Genomic DNA, 21,594 nt, shown 5'->3' with positions numbered 1-21,594 from the left:
AGTAAACCCCCTCACCCAAAGGTGAGGGGCCTCCGTTATTATGCGTGTTCTTCTTGATTATCTACAGGTAGCGTAACTTCATTAACGGCGAAAACATCAATAGCGCCGTTATTGTTGTGCCCTACAGAACTCGTGGAAGGGGAATCATTAATATCATCCTCGGTCTTTCCTCTTGCATTCATTGCGTTCACAATATCCGCCGAGGAGTGATCGACTGAGAATGTTTTCTCCTTAATCAGGAAATCATCGTCCTTATCAATGAATTTCACGTCCATAGTATATTCACCATCTTCCAAAGATAGCGGAACTTCGAATATTGCTTTCTGGTTAGTTATCGGCAGAGTAAACTCTTCTCCTTCAAACATAACACTGACATTAACAATATTCTCAGGTACTGATATTTCAAAAGAAGGTGTCTGACTAATTGAACGATCTATTTCATCCCCAGAGTCAGCGTTTAACAATGTAATACTATAGGCTGTCTCCTTCACCACGCTTTCTTCCGCCGCAGACGGCACTGTACGAAGATGCGTAGCGCTTTCGGCATTCACTGTTTCAGACTCCGGTGGAGTAACCGCTGTTGCCGTGGCGTCATCGATCGCATCGTCATGCTGGCTATCCGCTGTTACCGTCACCGTTGAGTCAACCGTCACCTCCAGCGAAGCAGATTGCAGTGAGTTCCCCGCGCGATCCACCACCGTCACGCTCAGCGTGTAGGTACCATCATTCCAGGCGGCTGGCGGCGTGAAGGTCCAGCCATCCGCGCCTTGCGTCGCCTGATAGATGTCTGTCACGCCATTATGCGTCACGTTTACGGTCACCCCGGTCACATCAGCATCAATATGCTGCAGCGTGAACTTAGGCTGGGTGTGATTGTGATTCGTCACGTTATCGCTGTCTGAAGCGCCATTGTCTTCACCTGCTGCCAGCGCAATCTCCGGCACGGTCAGCGTACTGTCGATCGTAACGGTAATGGGTAACGAGTTTTTCTGATTACCCGCGGCATCGCTTGCGATTACCGATATCGTATAGGAACCATCAGCTAACGGTGTACCTGGCGTAAAGAACCAAACGCCATCGGCATTTTTTTCAGCATTATATACGGTCCCATTGATATCGACCTGAACGACCACAACATCGCTTTCCAGATTCCCGATAATAAAGGTAGGTTGCTTATCTCGCGTAATATTATCGCCCACCGTACCACTGTCCGAGTCTGGAGATAATGAAATAACGGGAACCTCTTTCATGATATCGAGAGGGACATCATCACTCCGGTTACCAATCGCATCCACACTCGTAATGGTAAACTTCCCTTCCGATGGATACGGGATCGCCATACTCCATTTACCATTATCAGGAACGGTTAACGTATAAGTATTTCCATTACTATCGGTTATTATTAGCTGAGATTTGGCTTCCGCCGTTCCCTGCATAATAATTAGATCGTTGACAATATCTGAATAAGTTACGACCGGAGCGTTTGGCGGCGTTCGATCAATAAATATTTCATGTACCTCTTCCTTACGGTTGCCTGCGTTATCCTCAATACTCAAAGTGATATCGTATTTCCCTTCCGGAAGCTGATCGGTCGATAACTCCCACTGCCCATTAGCCGCAACGACAGCGGTTGCCAGCGTGACCCCTGCCACGATTAATGATACCGTAGCGCCAATTTCCCCCATACCTCTCATGGTAATAGTGGAGCTATTACTCCACCAGTCCGTTTTCGATGATGATTTATTGTCATCAAGCTCGCTGGTAAATACCTGGATATGCGTATCGACCCAAATGGAATACTTTTCCTGATTGACGTTACCAGCACGGTCCGTAGATTTAACAGTGATATCCAGCTGGCCTTCTGTGAAATAAAGCGGGTTCACCGGCATCTGCCAGTGGCCTTTGTCATTAACCCAAACTTCCCCCACATTTAAGCCATTAATGATGATTTCTATTTTACTATTGGGCTCGGCACTGCCACTAAACAATAAGTTACGTGTCGTGTCCGTTATATATATTTTGCCATCACTACCGGTCATCTCTGCTAACGTTTGTCCGCCGATAGAATCAATGGCGACAGGCGTCGTATTAAAGGTATCGATAGTAAAGTTTAGCGTTTTCGAGGTAGCCGTGTTGCCTGCTTTATCGGTGATAACATAATAAATGCTATGGGAACCATCGCCCAACGGTGACTCAGGTCGATAAACTTGATTTCTGTCCGTCACCGTGATCGTATCGACTAGCACTCCATCAATGAAAATCTGAACACTCTGGTTCATTTCTCCAAAAATACTAAACGCAGGCCGGGTTTGACTCGTTATACTATCATTACTGAAAATACCGTTATCAGAACCTGCCATCATAACAGGATTATCGATAAACGTACTGGTATCTATCGTGACGAGTAAGCGAGGCGATTCTGCCGTATTACCTGCCGGGTCTTCGGCAACCACTCGGATAGAATATTCACCATCTTTTAACGCATTATCAAACTGATAGGACCAGGTTCCATCTTCAAGCACAAGCACATTTGCCACGATCTTTTCATCCACATAAATATGGATTGTGGCTCCCGCTTCTGCGGTGCCTACTAACACAGGCTTGTTGTGACTAGTAATCAGATCGTCAAGTGAACCAGAGTTGCTCGCATCTTCAAGGTTGAGCGTTGGGAAGTCGGTTGATGAATCGACATCCACGCTATAATCCTTGCTCACTTCAGTGTTACCAGCAACGTCAGTAATGCTGAAATGAATATTAAACTTACCATCATCTTGCAGCAGTATCGGCGCGCGCCATGTGCCATCAGCCTCAACCATAACAACGTTGACTAATTTACCATCGACAAAGATGCTGACCTGAGAACCAGCCTCCCCGACACCTGAGACTGACAACGCCCGGTTATTAGAGAGGGCCGGTAATGAATCTTCATCAATGTCAAAGACAGCAATTTGAGAATCGATTGTCACGGTTGTAATCGCAGACTCAACCCGGTTGCCAGCAGTATCCGTAGCAACAAATTGCACCTGATACTCGCCGTCGGCGCTATTTGCCGGCATGGTATAGCTAATATTACCTGACGAACTCGCCTCTACTGTGCCTTGTAACACACCATTAATATAAACCTGTACCGTCGCGCCGGGATCGGTCATGGCAACCAGTACCGGAGACTTATTATTGGTAATCAGATCATATTTATCACCGCTATTAGTATCCCGACTTAATGAAATATCGCTGATTTCAATCTGCGTATCATGTTCTATCAGAATATCTTTTTGTTGGCTGTTGCCCGCTTTATCTTCCGATACCACGACAAAGGCATTACTACCTTCACGCAGATCTAATTCTGCGCTCCATCGACCATCATTGCCTACCACCAGGGTAGCAATAACCACCCCCTGCGGATTCCTGATGGTTAAAGTACTTCCGGCTTCGGCAGTACCATCGATGGTGACATGAGATTTATTGGTGATCCAGTCGCCAACTTTGCCACTGTCATCAGCTTCGCGTAATACCACGGTTAACGGCGAAATTACCGTATCCAGTATTACATTCTGCGGACCAAACTCTCTGATATTGCCGGCAACGTCTTCAACTTTAAACGTTAATTCATAATTACCGTCATTACCCAAAGCGGGTAATACTACGCCCCAGTGTCCTGCGCCTGTCGTATAAGCAATCGCTTTTTCAACGCCATTCACAAAGATAGTGATTTTGCTGTTTGGCTCACTGGTGCCGCCAATCTCCGGCGTCACCGTATTGATATATCCGCCCTCATGCATTCCAGATATATTCCATACCAGTTCAGCAACCTCGGTATCGATAGTGACATCAACGGCGGTAGAACGCAGTTCGCTATTATCGCGAGGGTTGACGATACCCACCTGGACGACATAATGGCCATCTTTCATTTCCGATAACTGGAAAGTATATCGACCCGCTGTATCCGCTGTCGCCTCGCCGACCTTCACGCCATCCACATAAATACTCACAATCGCATTAGGTAACGTGTTCCCAACCAGGGTCGGCGTTTTATTATTCGTGGTAAAGTCTCCTAAGGCACCACTATCGCTCTCCTCGCTGAGCTTTATGGTTGGAGGCGTGACATCAATAACAGGTATTACGACAGGAAAGTCGACCTGCGACGATTCATTACCCGCTTTATCTTTGGCAACAATGCTCACAACATAGGAGCCTGGCGCTAATACTGATGGCGGCGTCCAGCTCCATTCGCCATTCGCATTGGCGTTTGCCGAGCCGACCACTTTCCCATCCCACTGAATCATAATCGTCGAGAACGCTTCGGCGAGCCCTTTGAACTCAGGACGCAGGCTGGTTGCCTCATACTGATCATCAATAGATGGATCCGAAAGGCGAATGGTAGGATCGATCGTAACCGTATCGATAGTGAATCTTTCCTGCGTTTGCGCAGTATTTCCCGCGACATCTGTTGCGACGACGTTGATGGTATACATGCCATCCGGCAGTATATTCGGCGTCACACTCCAGTTGCCATCGGCGCCAACCGTAATCGTGTGTTTTAAAACCTCCCGACCTGACTTATCGTCAACAATGGTAATCACCAGTTTCGCATTAGGCTCTGCAGTACCTTCGAATTTGGGATTTTGCTTATTCGTAAGGTTATCGCTATTGGAGCTGCCGGTATCAGACGCTGGCTCCATTCTGACACTGACGCTTGTCGTGGTATCAATGGTAAAGGGCAGCTTAGTTTCAGAAGTATTTCCGGCAATATCTCTGAAGACAACAACGGCTTCATATACGCCATCGTTTAACGCAACGGGAACCTGAAATTCCCAGAGGTTATTGCCATTTGCCGTAACCGGATAAGAAACGCCGTTAATTCTGATTACCACAGTATCAATATCGGCGGGTACATTGCCAATAACGAAACGTGGTTTAGTGACACTCGTAATATTATCAACAGCGCTTTCGCCAGTATCATCCGCATCCAGCAAATCAATACGGGGATCAGAAACAACAGTGTCTATTGTGAATGATACCTCTTTGCTAATTTTATTACCTGCGATATCTTCAGCCACTATTTCTATTTTGTAAGTTCCATCCACTAACGGTGTATCAGGGGTAAATAGCCATTTATTACCTGCCCCCTGAGTCAGTGTGCTGGATTTCCCGTTTAAAATTACCGTCACGCTCTGCAGCGGTTCTCTGGCTGAAATTTCAAAACGTGGAGAGGTAATATTCGTAATACCATCCGTAGAATCCTTTCCGGCGTCGTCCAGCATCACGACGCTCAGGCCGTCAATCTGCGTATCCACGGTGAAGCCCAGCGTGGAATTTGCCGTATTCCCTGCCCGATCCGTCGCCTGGACATGGAGAGTATAATGACCATCAGACAATGCGCTACCTGCAGTAAATTGCCACTGCCCGGCCGCATTTTTACTGACAGGCGTCCAGTTTACGCCATCGAAAGAAACCAGCACCGATGTCACATCATCAGGCGTTGCAATTTCAAAAGAGGGACGGGTAGCATTGGTGACATTATCGTGATCGTTGACGCCGCTATCTGTTGTTAACGTAACACTGTCAATCTGAACCTGCGTGTCGATTTCAATCTTCAGTTCGGCCGATGTTTTGGTATTACCAGCAATATCCGTTACGGTAACAGAGATCGTATGCTGACCGTCAGACAGTGGTTGATCCGGCGTAAAGGTTAAATTCCCCCCTGTGTTTTCAATGGTGTAATCCCGACCATCAATATGAACCACAATGTGTGATACATCATTATCGACATTACCGATAATAAACACCGGTTTGTTAATCCTGGTAAGATTATCATTAGTATCATCACCAGTATCATGGGTGGGATCGAGTACAATTGTCGGCTCTCGCAGAGTCGTATCAATCGTAAACTGCAGCGTTTCTTGCGCAACGTTGCCGGCGATATCAGTCACATCAACCAAGAGAGTGTGTTGCCCATCAGGTAATGCCGAAACGACATTAAATATCCAGCGGCCATCCCCTCCTTTTGTGAGTTCAATCCAATTAGCGGCGTTATCGATTTTAACGCGCACATGGGTAATATCATCAGCGGTAACAATACTAAACTGCGGCTTGTCGACTTTGGTAATGTTATCTACATCGCTATCACCGCTATCTGTAACCAACGTGACGCTTTCAATTTCAGCCGTCGTATCTATCACAACAGGTAATGGTTTCGATGTCGCGGTATTTCCGGCCTTATCTTCAACCGTAACGGTAATATTATAAGAACCATCCGGAATGGCATTGCCTGGTGTAAATTGCCAACCAGCCCCAACCTTAGTCGCGTTATAATCATGACCATCAATCGTCACCACGACTTTGATAACATCGGGGTCAACATTACCAATCGTAAAGGTGGGTCGTGAAATATTAGTGATATTATCGGCGGTATTCGCTCCGGTATCTTGTCCTGCGTCTAAAGCAATAGTCGGAACCTGTATATTAGTATCGATATTAAATACTAAATCTTTATTCGCAATATTACCTGCCTGATCCGTGGCCTCTACGCGAAGGGTATATGTGCCGTCAACCAGAGCATTCGGGGTGTCAAAAATCCACTGTCCGTCGGCATTTTTGCGTATCACATTCCAGTTAGCGCCACCATCCAGGGTTACGCGTACCTGGATGACATCACCGGGAACGTCAATTCTGAATGACGGTTTAGCAACATTCGTTAATTGATCATTCTGCACGCCAGTATCATTAAGCAATACGATATTGTTAATGGTTGTCGTGGTATCAATACGCACCTCTAACGGTGCAGATTCTTTTACATTCCCCGCCAGATCTTCCACCACAACGGCTAACTGATATGAGCCATCAGCCCAGCTCGCAGAAGGCGTAAAGCGCCATTGACCATTGGTGAATACCGCCGCTTCCTCGTGCGTTTTACCGTTGTAAGTTACTTTGACCATCACGCGCGTAACGTCAGAATCAACCTGGCGTATGTCGAACACAGGCCGATCGTGTTTGGTGAGGCGATCGCCAACAGTACCGCTATCTTCGCCGGCCGCCAGCTCAATCACCGGCGTAGTCAACGAACCGTCTATCGTCACCTTTAAAGGCGCGGATGTTTGCTGGTTGCCTGCCACATCTGTTACCGTCACGGTGAATGTGTAGCTACCGTCCGCCAAAGCAGAATCCGGTCGATAGCGCCAGCCGTCGGCTGATTCGGTGAGTACCACCGTTTTAAACGTGCCGTTATGCTCAATACTCAATTCCACGTGTCGAACATCTTTATCGATACTCCCCAACACAAATACTGGTTGAGTGACGCTGGTCAGATTATCGTTCTTATTCTGTCCGGTATCCTGATCGGGCGCCAGCTCAATGGTTGGCGTCAACAACGTGATGTCGATAGTGAAATTGAGCGTCTCCGTCATCTTATTACCCGCACCGTCAGTCACTTCCACGGTCAGGGTATGCTGTCCCTCTGGCATATCCGTCGGCCAGGTGTAATCCCAAATGCCAGCCGTCGAACTCTTGATTGCAGTAACCCAGGTCGTGCCGCCGTCAATACTCAGAAGAACCTTTTCCACATCATCCGGTACCGAGATCTGGAACTGCGGACGCACATGTTTTGTCACATTATCGCCAGGGACGCCGCTATCGTTGACTAATTCAATACGATCAATGGCTATTTGCGTATCCACTGTCACCGTCAGCGGCGTAGACGGACGCGTATTTCCCGCCCGATCCTCCACTGTCACCGTCAGCGTATAATCACCGTCGCCCCACGGCGCTGGCGGTGTAAAGCTCCATCCTCCAGCCCCCTGTGTCGCGGTAAACGAGGTTGTCGTTCCATTATGCGTGACGCTGACTGTAACGTTGATAACATCCGAATCGATATTCTGCAGAATAAAGGTCGGTCGGGTGCGATTGGTCATATCATCGCCAGGCGTACCGGTATCATCCGTGCTATCCAGCGCAATGGTCGGCGTCGACAACCGGGTGTCGATGAAAAATTCAAGCGTTTGCGTCGCCGTATTGCCCGCTCTGTCGGTGACCATGACGGTTAGGGTGTGTTTTCCATCGCCCATATCCGTTGGCCAGGTATAGCCCCAGACGCCTTCGATACCCTGCGCCGCGCTCACCCAGTTTGCGCCCCCATCAATGCTCAGTTGCACAGAATTCACATCCGCCGGCACCGTGATCTCAAACTGCGGACGGGTGCTGTTAGTTAGATTGTCATCAGGCACGCCATGATCATTGACCAATGTAATATCGGTAATACTGGTTTGCGTATCTACCGTCACTATCAGCGGCGTGGACTGGCGGACATTCCCCGCGTTATCCTGGACTTCTACCGTTAGCGTATAGCTACCGTCCGCCCAGTCAGCATCTGGCGTAAAGCGCCACTGTCCTCCAGCCTGGGTTAGTGTCACTTCCTGGCTATTGCCGCCCTGCGTGATCCGCAAAATGACCGAGTGCGCATCGGAGTCAATATTGCCAATGGTAAAGCCCGGCCTTTTGACGCTCGTAATATGATCGCCAATGGCACCTGTATCGTCCCTGCTATCCATAGCGATGGTAGGCGTTGACAGCCGGGTATCAATGGTAAAATCGAGCGTCTGCGTCGTCTGGTTTCCCGCCTTATCGGTCGCTTCTACCGTCAGGGTATGTAGCCCGTCGGTCACATCTTTCGGCCAGGTGTAATCCCAGATCCCTGCCGTGCCCTGTGTTGCACGAACCCACGTATTACCGCCGTCGATACTCAGACGTACCTCGTTGACATCCCCTGGCACCGTGACGCGGAAGTGTGGACGAACGTCATTGGTCAGGTTGTCGCCGGGAATACCGTTATCATTAACCAGTTCAATATCATCAATGGCAATATGGGTATCGACCGTAACCGTCAGCGGCGCTGAGTATTTTACGTTACCCGCATCATCCTCCACCCTCACCGTCAGCGTATGACTGCCATCCGCCCACATACCGGTCGGTGTCACGCTCCAGATGCCGGTCGCGCCTTTGGTGGCCGTCAGCACCTCTTTCGTGCCGCCATGCTGTACCTCAACCGTGACATACCGTGCGTCCGCGTCAATATTGCCCAGTATAAACGTCGGCTTATTCACGCTGGTCAGGTTATCGCCTTTTGTTCCGCTGTCGTCCGTGCTGTCCAGAGCGATAGTCGGTTCTGACAGTAGGGTATCGATGATGAAGTCCAGTTTCTGCGTCGTCTGGTTTCCCGCCTTGTCGGTCGCCTCCACTGTCAGGGTATGCTTACCCTCTCCCACATCAGCCAGCCAGGTATAATCCCAGACGCCCGGCGTCGCGCTCTGGGTAGCGTTGAACCACGTCTTGCCGCCGTCAATGCTCAGGCGTACCTCGTTAACATCCGTCGGTACCTTCACCTGGAACTGCGGACGCACGTTATTAGTCAGATTATCGTCGGGAATACCGCTGTCATTGACCAGTTCAATGTTATTAATGGCGATTTGCGTGTCCACCGTCACCGTCAGCGATGCAGAATGGCTGGTGTTCCCCGCTTTATCTTCGACTGACACACTCAGGGTATAATCACCCGCCCCCCATGATGTCGGCGGCGTAAAGGTCCATCCTCCTGCGTCTTTAGTCACGTCAAATGTGGTGGTGACGCCGCCATGCTCCACGCTGACCGTAACGCGAACGGCATCATCATCAATATGTTGCAGGTTAAATGTCGGCTGGGTGCGATTGGTCATGTTATCGCCCTGGACACCGGTATCGTCCGCACTATCCAGTACAATAACCGGCGTCGACAGCGTGGTATCAATAGTGAAGTCGAGCGTCCTGGTCACCGTATTGCCTGCGTTATCAGTCGCTTTCACCGTTAACGTGTAGTCATCATCTGCCAATGTCTTTGGCCAGGTATAATTCCAGACGCCCGACGTCGAGCTTTGCATCGCCTTAACCCAGGTTACACCGCCGTCAATACTCAGACTGACTTCGTTGACATCCCCTGGCACCGTGATGCGGAAATGTGGATTGGCGTCGTTAGTTAGATTGTCGCCCTTAGTACCGCTGTCATTAACCAGTTCAATATCATCAATGGTGATTTGGGTATCGACCGTAATCGTCAGCGGCACTGAGTATTTTACGTTACCCGCTTCATCCTCCACCCTCACCGTCAGCGTATGACTGCCATCCGCCCACATACCGGTCGGTGTCACGCTCCAGATGCCGGTCGCGCCTTTGGTGGCCGTCAGCACCTCTTTCGTGCCGCCATGCTGCACCTCAACCGTGACATACCGTGCGTCCGCGTCAATATTGCCCAGTATAAATGTCGGCTTATTCACGCTGGTCAGGTTATCGCCTTTTGTTCCGCTGTCGTCCGTGCTGTCCAGAGCGATAGTCGGCTCTGACAGTAGGGTATCGATGTTGAACTCCAGGTTCTGTGTTGCCTTGTTTCCCGCCGCGTCGGTCGCTTCCACCGTCAGAGTGTGAGAACCGTTAGCCACATCGGTCAGCCAGGTGTAATCCCAGACGCCCGGCGTCGCGCTCTGTGTGGCGTTAAACCACGTTTTGCCGCCGTCAATGCTCAGGCGCACCACGTTGACATCCGTCGGTACCGTCACCTGGAACTGCGGACGCACGTTATTAGTCAGATTATCGTCGGGAATACCGCTGTCATTGACCAGTTCAATATGGTCAATGGCAATTTGCGTATCGATGGTGACCGTCAACGGCGCTGAGTGGCGAATATTACCCGCCTCATCTTTCACCGTTACCGTCAGCGTATAGTCGCCATCAGTCCACGCGCTGCCGGGTACAAAACGCCACTGCCCGTTAGTCTGCGTCAGCTCCACCTCCTCGCTGTGACCATCGCGCATCACCTGCACGACGACCTGAGTCACGTCAGAATCAATACCGCCGATAATAAAACCCGGCGTTTTAACGTTAGTCTTATTATCGTTGGCGGTGCCGCTATCATCTGCGCTATCCAGCGTGATGGTCGGTGTCGACAATGTGGTATCAATGATAAAATTGAGCGTTTCCGTCGCCGTGTTGCCTGCAACATCGGTTGCTTTCACTGTCAGGGTATACGTATTTTCGACCAGATCTGTCGGCCATATATACTCCCAAACGCCGTCAGACGTCAGCGTTGCGTTAACCCAGTTGATGCCGCCATCAAGACTCAGTTGCACAGAGTTCACGTCCGTCGGTACCGTAATATGAAACTGTGGACGTGCTTCATTGGTCAGGTTATCCCCGACAATACCCGTGTCATTAAGAAGCTCAATGCGATCAATAGACGTTTGCGTATCGATAGTCACCGTCAGCGGCGCAGAATAATTTGTATTACCCGCCTTATCTTCTACCTTTACCGTCAGCGTATAGTCGCCATCGGTCCAGGCTGCGCCCGGCGTAAAGCGCCACACACCGCCGTTCTTAATCAACTCTATCTGTTGGTTCTTACCATCATGCGCCACCGTCACCACCACTTTGGTCACGTCGGCGTCGATATTACCGAGGGTAAAGCCTGGCATCTTAACGTTGGTGATGTTATCGCCAGCGGCGCTATCATCCGCGCTGTCCAGGGTAATCGTCGGTTCTGACAGAATGGTATCGATGATGAAGTCCAGTTTCTGCGTCGTTTTGTTTCCCGCCTTGTCGGACGCTTCCACCATCAGGGTGTGAGGGCCGTTAGCCACATTCGTCAGCCAGGTATAATCCCAGACGCCCGACGTCGCGCTCTGCGTGGCGTCAAACCACGTTTTGCCGCCATCAATACTCAGTCTTACACCGTTAACATCCGCCGGTACTGTCACCTGAAAGTGCGGGCGCGCTTCATTGGTCAGATTATCGCCGGGGATACCGCTGTCGTTAACCAGTTCAATACGGTCAATGGCGATATGCGTGTCCACTGTCACCGTCAACGGCGCGGACTGCTTCACATTTCCGGCCCTATCTTCTACCTTCACCGTCAGGATATAGTCGCCGTCCCCCCAGTCGCTGGTCGGCGCAAAGCGCCACTGTCCGCCGGTCTGAACCAGTGGCACCTCCTGTTTAATGCCATTGTGCATTACCTCCACTATCACCCGGCTGACATCGGTATCAATATTGTTGAGGGTAAAGCCCGGCGTTTTAACATTGGTGATATTATCGCCCGCGATGCCGCTGTCATCTGCGCTGTCCAGCGAGAGGGTCGGCACAGACAGAGTGGTATCGATGGTGAAATCAAGTTCCTGCGTCGTCTGGTTTCCCGCCTTGTCGGTCGCTTCTACCGTCAGGGTATAGCCTCCGTCGGCCACATCATCCGGCCAGATATAATCCCAGGCGCCCGGCGTCGCGCTCTGGGTAGCGTTGAACCACGTCTTGCCGCCGTCAATGCTCAGGCGCACCACGTTGACATCCGTCGGTACCGTCACCTGGAAGTGCGGACGCACGTTATTAGTCAGATTATCGTCGGGAATACCGCTGTCATTGACCAGTTCAATGTTATTAATGGCGATTTGCGTGTCCACCGTCACCGTCAGCGATGCAGAATGGCTGGTGTTCCCCGCTTTATCTTCGACTGACACACTCAGGGTATAATCACCATCCGCCCATAATGCCGGCGGCGTAAAGGTCCATCCGCCTGTGCCTTTCGTGGCGTCAAATGTAGTGGTGACGCCGCCATGCTCCACGCTGACCGTAACGCGAACGGCATCATCATCAATTTGCTGCAGGGCAAATGTCGGCTGGGTGCGATTCGTCAGATTATCGCCCTGGATGCCGGTGTCGTCCGCGTTATTCAGTACGATGACCGGCACTGACAGCGTGGAATCCACCGCGAAATCGATGGTCTTCGTCACTGTATTGCCTGCTTTATCAGTCGCTTCCACCGTTAGCGTGTATTGACCATCTGCCAGGTCTGTCGGCCAGATATACTCCCAGCTTCCTGCTACGCCCGGAGTTGCCTGAACCCACGAAAGACCACCGTCAATGCTCAGACGGACTTCATTGACATCCGTAGGTACCGTCACACGAAAGTGGGGACGGTCGTCGTTGGTCATATTATCGCCTTTCACGCCGCTATCGTTGACCAGTTCCACCCCATCAATGGCGATTTGGGTATCGATAACGACCGTCAGCGGCGTTGAGTAGTTGGTATTTCCTGCCTTATCTTCTACTTTCACCGTTAACGTGTAGCTGCCATCCGCCCACGTATTCCCTGGTGTAAATAACCAGCTACCGTTGTGGTGGGAAAGTTCGATCTCTTCGCTCACGCCATTGTGCATCACCTGTACGACGACCCGATGCGCATCGGCATCAACACCGGAAATAGCAAAACCTGGCTTATTGATGTTGGTCAGGTTATCGCCTGTAACCCCCGTATCATCCTTAGAAAGCAGGGAAATCACCGGCGTTGATACTGTGGTATCGATAGTAAAATCGAATACCGCGCTGTTCGCTTTATTACCCGCAATGTCCTCAACCTTGACATAAACCTGATGCAAGCCTTCCGTTAAATCTGAAGTAAAGGTATAGGCCCATGAACCATCAGGTTGTTGCGTGGCAACACCGATCTGCGTATCAGACATGGCATCCCATACCTGAACACTGATAATGTCCGGATCAATATCTTTTAGGTGCAAGGTAGGTTTAACGATATTCGTTAAATTATCATCTGAAATTCCCGAATCTGAATCCGGGCTCAATGAAACTATCGGTATTGAAATAGCAGTATCGACGCTAATTAAGAAAGGATCCGAATGGGCAATGTTGCCAGCGATATCTTCAACTGAAGCGGTTATTCTATGATCGCCATCAACCAAACCTTGATCGGCTTTCAGGGTATACTCCCATCTGCCATCTTTATTTGTTCTGACCTCAGCGATCAGTGCACCATCAATATAGAGTTTAACCGTTGAATAGGGTGCAGCGGTTCCTGTCAGTGCAGGATTCTTTTCATTAATAATATGGTCTGTATTATCAACCCCCGTATCGTTGACCAACTCTATTGTTGGTTTTTGCGTTTGCGTTACGATTTGGAAATTATACGCTGATGAGGAGGCAGTATTACCGGCAATATCTTCTACCTTTACCGTTACGTCATGCGAGCCATCGGATAACGCTGTGGTAAATTGAAAATTCCATACACCATCATCGCCAGCAATAGCCTCGCCACTTAACACACCGTCAACATAGATGGAAACTTTAGCATTAGCTTCAGCCATCCCGGTAAACAACGGCGTATTAATTTTAGTAATCATATCGCCTTTAACGCCAGAATCAGCGCTATCATGCAACATAACAGTGGGGATCGGCGTAAAGCTATCAATGGTAAGCTGATAATCTACAGATGACGTTCTTCCTAAAGGATCGATGGATTCAACCGTAATCTTATAAACATTGTCAGACAGATTTCGGGAAATATCAAAATTCCAGTTACCGTCTGCATCCGCAGTCGTCACGCCTATCGTTTTACCATCGATAAGGATATTTACGGTAGCAAACCTATCCGCTGTTCCCAGTAATGTCAGAGCATTATGTTTATTGGTAATCCAGTCGCCTTTTGCACCGGAATCATCACTGGCATCGAGTTCCGCTTTTGGAGGTACAACTTCAGTTTGAATAGTAAAAGAATATTTAACAGTAGAGGATTTATTACCGGCGGCATCCTGAGAAATGATTTCAATATCATAGGCACCCTGAAGAAATTTATTACTAAACTGATAATTCCAGGTCCCGTTTGAATCAACCTCAATGCTGTCATATAATTTACCATCTCGCATCAATAAGATGGTAGACTTTGGCTCTGCCGTACCGACTAAAGCCGGTAAATCATTCCCTGATAAAATTATACCATTCGGCAAAACAACATAATCCTCCAAAGAAACCGTCGGAGGTACAGGGGCAATAGTATCGATAACGTAACTAAAGGAAAAATCCTTTTTGTTGCCAGCGACATCTTCAACAGTGAACGTAAGATTGTTAATCCCTTCCACTGAGTCGGAAGTGAAATTGAACGTCCATTCGCCCTTGTCATTCGCTTTAAAAATAACCTCTTCGCCAGTCTCACTATTTATGACACTGATAATAGCATTTGGCTCAGTTTTACCTGTAAAGGTTGGGCGAGTATTGTTAGTAACGTTATCTCCGACAATACCGCTATCATTCGTCGTTTCAATCTCAGCGCTGAAATAGCTGATACGTGTATCAATAGTAAAAGGCAGATTTGCCGTCGCTGAGGTATGCCCGGCAATATCAGTAGCTGTTGCTGTTATATTGTATTCGCCATCCTTGAGCGGCGTAGTAAGCGTATAGCTCCATGTCCCATCTTTAGCAACAATGACCTCACCAAGATGCTTAAGTCCAAGATAAATAGAGACTGTAGAACCGGGTTCCGCCACACCAATAAATGTTGGTAGGGTGCTATTTGTAATGTTGTCATTTTTAATGCCGGAATCACTACTATCATCCAGCTCAATCGTCGGCTTTTCCGGAGGAATGGTGTCGGTTATGATACTATCCGTCGTTTCGTTTTTATTACCTGCTTTATCTACAGCAACGACTTTTATACTATTTTCGCCCTCAGATAATTCATTATCCTTAAATTCATAACTCCAGTTTCCATCTTTATCGACATCAACGCTGGCAACCAGTTTATTATCTACATAAATGTCAACCTTAGCATTCTCTTCCGCCGTACCAACAATTGAAGGCGTCAAGGTCGGCGTTAAGCCCTTATGACCGGACACACTACTTTCAGGCGAAAGTTCAAATGTTGGTTTATCGGTAACGGAATCGATAGTAATGACAAGTTTGGCGCTACCGCTCCCATCAGCAGTCTTGGCCTCTGCCTCCAGATTGTATGTTCCATCAGTCAATGTTTCAGGCGCTGTAAAGGTGAAGTTACCCAAACTATCCGCTACAGCCTGACCGACAGCAATACCATTAATTTTAATAATGACCGTGGCATTGGGAGCAGTGCTACCTACAAACTGAGGTTTGGTAAAATTAGTTATACTATCATCTTTGCTACCGCTGTTACTTTCGGCCGCAAGCGCTAATGTGACTTTAAGCGGCTCTTTAACAGACTCGGCATCGAGCTTATTTTCCTCATTTTTACTGCTATTACTTTTGCCAGTGCTGGTATTTTTATTAATAGGTTGAGGAAGAACTTTTTCAGCATCGTTCTGTTTAGAAGCCTGCGTTGCTTTAGCCTGTGTATTTTGCTGGGAAGCATCGCTTTGCTGAGCCAGATTGTCTTTTGCTACATTGTCAGCCAAAAATTCCTGCAGCATTTCTTCCATTTGCTTTGACGAGTTCTGTACTTCAAACGCTTCATTGAGCGCTTTTTCTGCAGCCTCCTTAGCTTTCTCTGCTTCTTCCTTCGCCTTATCAGCTTCTTTCTTTGCGTTTTCAGCATCGTCAAGCTGCTTTTTTAATTCCTCTTCTTCCTTCTTATTTCGTCGTTTGCCATTACCTTTCTTTTCTACCTGAGCAGAATCAACCAATGAGCTGTCAATTCTCTCCAGTTGAATATCTTTTAAATCTACGCTGCCCAGAATTTTAGCGCCGGTAATAGTCTTATCTTTAAATTTAACAGCGAGGTTATTGCCTTTGATACTTGAATAAAGAGCGCCATTGACAATGATCACTGAACCACGCGGCGTGGTAATGTTCATGTCTGGCCCGGAAAGAGAAACTTTTGCGCCTTTGGCATTACCCAAAGAAGATAAATCAATTACAGAATTTTGATCGGCAAAAAACTTTTGTATGCTTTTATTTCCCATAATATTATATTCACTCTCAAGGTGTATCTAATCGTTTAGTATTAACTGGTTCTGAAAAGGCTTTGTCCACGCCTTTCATCAAGGGAGATAACAGGTATTCCATAATGCTGTGTTTTCCGGTAATTACACTAGCGTCAACAGTCATACCTGGTTTTAACCACCGTAAATCATCTTCATTAACATCGAATGCAATAATTACTTTATAATAACGCTGAATTGTTCCTCCGGTATTTTCCTCATAGGAATCAGGGCTAATATTATCGATAGTCGCATTATACGATTTTATCTTTGGTTGGATAATTGACTGCACATCCAGTTTAACGGCTTCATCTACATATATTTGGTCACGGTATTTGGGTAATATTTTCACATCGGCCAGCATAGTCCTTACTTTTGGTTTTATTTCAAAAAGTAAGTCTGCCGCCTGAATCACACCACCATGAGTAGTGGCACTTTTATTGATTTTATAAATTACACCGTCAACCGGTGAATAGATATCCTCCTCATTTATCTGCTTCTCTATTACTTTTAATGTAGAGTTAACAACCTCAAGTTCCTGAAGATTTTTAGATATTATTTTAGATAAAGATAGTCGCAATTCATTATTAAGCGCCTCAATATCATTAACAACCAACTCAATATCATCTTTTTTTAAAGTGATGCTACTTTCAATATCATTAATTTCAGACTTAACTTTTATATACGCCTGTTTCTTGTTAAGAAAATTGGTATATGGGCTAATTCCTTTTTTTACCAGTGGGGAAAGAATATTTATTTCTTCGGCAAGCAATGCGAGTTCTTTTTCTTTCGAACTCAGCTTCTCTTGTAATCCGCTAATCTCAGAATCAAGAGAGGTTTTTTTTAACTCTTTAGCTCTTATCTGACTATGCACTAATTCAATATTCGCTTTTACCTCTTTATTGCTTAAAGAACGGGTGCCATCCAGGGTAATCAATCCACTCTCATTTTCTTTATCAAGAATGAAAGATATTTCGTTAACATCTTTATCCAGATACCCTTTTTGAGTTCTATACCTTTGATATTCTTTTTGCAGATCAAGGTTAACGACCTTTGCAAGGAGTTCTCCTTTTTTTACAGTATCACCCTCGGCTACATAAATATCTTGTATCGTCCCTCCTTTAGAAAGAGATATTAACTGAGCATTATCTTTAGTAGTGATAACGCCCTGACCATGAACTACTGAATTAATTTCTATAAAGTAGGTAAGGATAATAATTAAGATCGTCAAAGAAATAATTATCATCATGAGATGATCGCTTTGTCTTCTATTCATTTCATTACATTTAACTCACTTTCAGTATTTCCTTTTAAATAATCCATTAAATGAAAAATCAATGAGAGTTGCTGTAACTTTAAAATATACAGGCTATATTTGCTGTCGATCATGCTTACATATGCCTGAAATGCTTCATTACGGCTTGAAATTAAATCAAGCAAACTTTTTTGCCCTAACTGAAACTCCTGCTCATATAATTCAGTAAGCCGTAACGCGTTTGTATGTGAACGTTCCGCCACTGAGTAAGTCTCTTTTGCAGCGGCGTATCTTGAAAGTTGTGAATCAATGTTATAACGCGTTTTAATCAAAAAATCGTCAATTTGCAGCTTAGCCTGCGAGTAACTTGCCACCATTTTTCTTTCCTGGGCTGAATTTCTGAACCCATTAAAAATGTTGAAACTGACATTGATACCCGTTTTAAATTCATCTTCATAATCACTTTTTTTGGCACTACCGCTCGGGTTATTCTGTACATAGCTGGAAACGAGATCTACAGTCGGAAAATAGGATGATTTTGCGGCATTAATATCTTCGGTCGCGGCTTTTCGGGTATTGACAAGCATCTTATAGTCATCGTTGTATTTCATCACCATGTCTATAAGTTTTTCAGGGCTTTCGACAAAGATATATTTTTTGAAGAGGTTGAATTTTTCATCGCTTTGAATCTGATCTGGTGACAAATTCAGACCAGTCATATTCTGCATTTTATACATTTCATCATCCAACATCGACTGATACATAATGCTTCTGGTATTTAATGCATCGATAGATACTTGTACTTTACGCATATCAGATTGCATAGCTACACCGGAAGATACCAGCAGCGAAAAAGTTTCCAGCATCTTTTTATAAAACTCTTTCTCCAGATTTACGCCATCAATCATTTCACGATATTTACTGATGTTGTAATAGGTTGTCACAACCTCCTGAGACACTATATTCTTTGTTTTTTCATAGTCAGTCTTACTATTATCTCTTTCATATTCAGATTTCCTGATATTAGCCCCCCTCACTCCAAAATCCGTTATTCGGTATGATAAGGACACCTTATTTTCAACGTTTCTCTCGGTACCTGACGACTCCTTTCTGTTATTATTAAGGCCAGATGTTAGATCCAGGGTAGGATAAAGTGCTGCCCGTGAAAGATCTAAGTCACTGTTTTTCTTTTCAGTCTCATAATATGAAACAGCAACAGAGGGCTGATGCGTTAATGCGGCATTAACTAAATCTCTTAGAGGAATGACCGGAAGCTCGCTGGCGTATGTGCTTTGTGTAATAAAAGCAGTCGTCAGAAAAAACATCTTAATCTTCATTTTTTTCCTCCTTGTTTAACAAACGTTGCTTTACTATTTCCTGATGCATAGATGTTATTTTTTCCATTAATGGCATATAGGTATCACGGTAGCTAACCATTTCAGCACTAATCTCTTTAGTATTAGTAATAATCTTTTTATCAGTAGCCGATAGATCGGATAGCGCTAAATGAACATTGTTCATATCCTCATCCATTTCTTTTCTCAGCCCATCGAGAGTATGAGAAATATCGGCACTGCCAGCGGCAATATCGTTTATGGTCTTACCATGTGAAAGAGATTCCTGATAACATTTATCAACTGATGTCATTATTGAATCATTCTTTTTATCTATAATATTTTGTATTGTACTCATTGCCTCCAGTCGTGCATTATTATCAGCAAGCAGGATATTACCTTCAGATAAACGAGAGGTAATTGTTATTACACCGTCAGATAATTTTTTGAGATTTTCGTTACTGCTTACCAGATAACCATCAATCAGCGTAGAAAGTTGTTCCAGTTTTGCTGAGTTATCCAATAGTCGGTTTTGCAAAGTGACAAAGCTATCTGATAGCATCTCTCGTTTCTTTTCTTCATCCTGCGTCCGTAAGTTTTCAACTGTCAGGTAGTTATCAAAAAACGCTTTAAACAACTCTTTAAATTCTACAAGCGTCTCTGATTCAACCCGCAGGCTTCGTTGTTTATTATTGGATCTGTTGCTTATGATTTTTAATTTTTTGATTTCCGTAGAAACAAGGGAATAGGAGCTGCGAACAAAAACACTTTGTGAGGTCAGGAGTATGGCGCAAACAACACCATAGATAGAAGATACAAATGCGGTATTCATCCCTTTCAATGGTTCAGAAAGCGACGCTACCATTGTCACGATCATATTGAGTGTATTACTTGCATTATCACCGCCAACATCTGATGGCGAGCTCAATAAGTGGATTTGCCCCTATATTTCCAGACACCTGTTATCACTTAACCCATTACTGGCCTGCTGCCGCAGATATTCCCGTGGCGAGCGATAACCCAGTGCACTATGCGGATGCCATTCGTTATAATGCTCGAACGCCTCTGCAAGGTTCTTTGCTGCCGTTAACCCGTCTGGTTTAGGCATGATACTGATGTAGTCACGCTTTATCGTTTTCACGAAGCTCTCTGCTATGCCGTTACTCTCCGGACTCCGCACCGCCGTGTTCTTCGGTTCAAGCCCCAACATCCGGGCAAACTGCCGTGTTTCATTAGCCCGGTAGCATGAACCATTATCCGTCAGCCACTCTACTGGAGACGCCGGAAGCTCGTTGCCGAAGCGGCGTTCCACCGCTCCCAGCATTACGTCCTGTACTGTTTCACTGTCGAAGCCGCCCGTAGTGACTGCCCAGTGCAGTGCCTCACGGTCACAGCAGTCCAGCGCGAACGTGACTCGCAGTTTTTCTCCGTTATCACAGCGGAACTCGAACCCGTCAGAGCACCATCGTTGATTGCTTTCTTTCACGGCCACTTTGCCAGTATGTGCCCGTTTCGATGGCGGTACAGCGGTTTTTCGCTCAAGCAACAGCGCATTCTGGCGCATGATCCGGTAAACACGTTTGGCATTGATCGCAGGCATACCATCAAGTTCGGCCTGTCTGCGAAGCAGCGCCCATACCCGACGATAACCATACGTGGGCAGCTCTCCGATAACATGGTGTATACGGAGAAGCACATCCGTATCATCTGAGTGACGGCTGCGGCGACCATCTTTCCAGCCATCGGTTCGTCTGAGAATTACGTGCAACTGCGCACGCGACACCCGGAGACAACGGCTGACTAAGCTTACTCCCCATCCCCGGGCAATAAGGGCGCGTGCGCTATCCACTTTTTTGCACGCCCGTATTCAACGGCTTCTTTAAGGAGTTCATTTTCCATCGTTTTTTTGCCGAGCAGGCGCTGGAGTTCTTTAATCTGCTTCATGGCAGCAGCAAGTTCAGAGGCAGGAACGACCTGCTCTCCTGCGGCCACAGCAGTAAGACTTCCCTCCTGGTATTGCTTGCGCCAGAGAAATAACTGGCTGGCTGCCACACCGTGTTGCCGGGCAACAAGGGAGACCGTCATTCCCGGTTCAAAACTCTGCTGAACAATAGCGATCTTTTCCTGTGTAGTACGCCGTCTGCGTTTCTCCGGTCCTAAGACATCAATCATCTGCTCTCCAATGACTAGTCTAAAAACTAGTATTAAGACTATCACTTATTTAAGTGATATTGGTTGTCTGGAGATTCAGGGGGCCAGTCTA

4 protein-coding genes and 1 pseudogene are annotated in these 21,594 nt (G+C 46.8%); all 5 read right to left on the bottom strand.

The window, feature by feature from the left end; all coding sequences use genetic code 11:
- Positions 1-38 precede the first annotated feature (38 nt).
- Complete coding sequence (gene siiE, locus ABVN36_RS00025) at positions 39-16,724, bottom strand: non-fimbrial adhesin SiiE (RefSeq protein WP_114052048.1); 16,686 nt, start codon at positions 16,722-16,724, stop codon at positions 39-41.
- Between the two features lie 16 nt (positions 16,725-16,740).
- A complete protein-coding gene (gene siiD / locus ABVN36_RS00020; RefSeq protein ID WP_001081935.1) occupies positions 16,741-18,018 on the bottom strand; it encodes an SPI-4 type I secretion system protein SiiD in 1,278 nt (425 codons plus the stop codon).
- Positions 18,015-19,334 carry an SPI-4 type I secretion system protein SiiC gene (siiC, locus tag ABVN36_RS00015; RefSeq protein ID WP_023138419.1) on the bottom strand — a complete coding sequence of 440 codons (1,320 nt, stop codon included), beginning with the start codon at positions 19,332-19,334 and terminating at the stop codon, positions 18,015-18,017. Before siiC ends, siiD begins: the two co-directional genes overlap by 4 nt.
- Positions 19,324-20,265 (bottom strand): annotated as a pseudogene (locus tag ABVN36_RS00010) (hypothetical protein); the annotation flags it as partial. The pseudogene ABVN36_RS00010 and the gene siiC, both read right to left, overlap by 11 nt.
- A 9-nt stretch (positions 20,266-20,274) precedes the next feature.
- Positions 20,275-21,503, bottom strand: a protein-coding gene (locus tag ABVN36_RS00005) for an IS3 family transposase (RefSeq protein ID WP_164528041.1) whose coding sequence is annotated in 2 segments (ribosomal slippage) — positions 20,275-21,188 and positions 21,188-21,503 — 1,230 coding nt in all. Because the reading frame shifts where the segments join, the coding sequence is not laid out codon by codon here.
- Positions 21,504-21,594 lie beyond the last annotated feature (91 nt).

The organism is Salmonella sp. SJTUF15581 (assembly GCF_043356775.1).
Taxonomy (GTDB): Bacteria; Pseudomonadota; Gammaproteobacteria; order Enterobacterales; family Enterobacteriaceae; genus Salmonella; species Salmonella enterica.
The sequence above is the reverse complement of the archived record's forward strand: the minus strand, read 5'-3'. Positions and strand labels throughout refer to the sequence as shown.

Excerpts from the sequence above, each read along its gene's own strand:
- siiE (WP_114052048.1), bottom strand. The coding sequence starts at position 16,724 with ATGGGAAATAAAAGCATACAAAAGTTTTTTGCCGATCAAAATTCTGTA.
- siiD (WP_001081935.1), bottom strand. The coding sequence starts at position 18,018 with ATGAATAGAAGACAAAGCGATCATCTCATGATGATAATTATTTCTTTG.
- siiC (WP_023138419.1), bottom strand. The coding sequence starts at position 19,334 with ATGAAGATTAAGATGTTTTTTCTGACGACTGCTTTTATTACACAAAGC.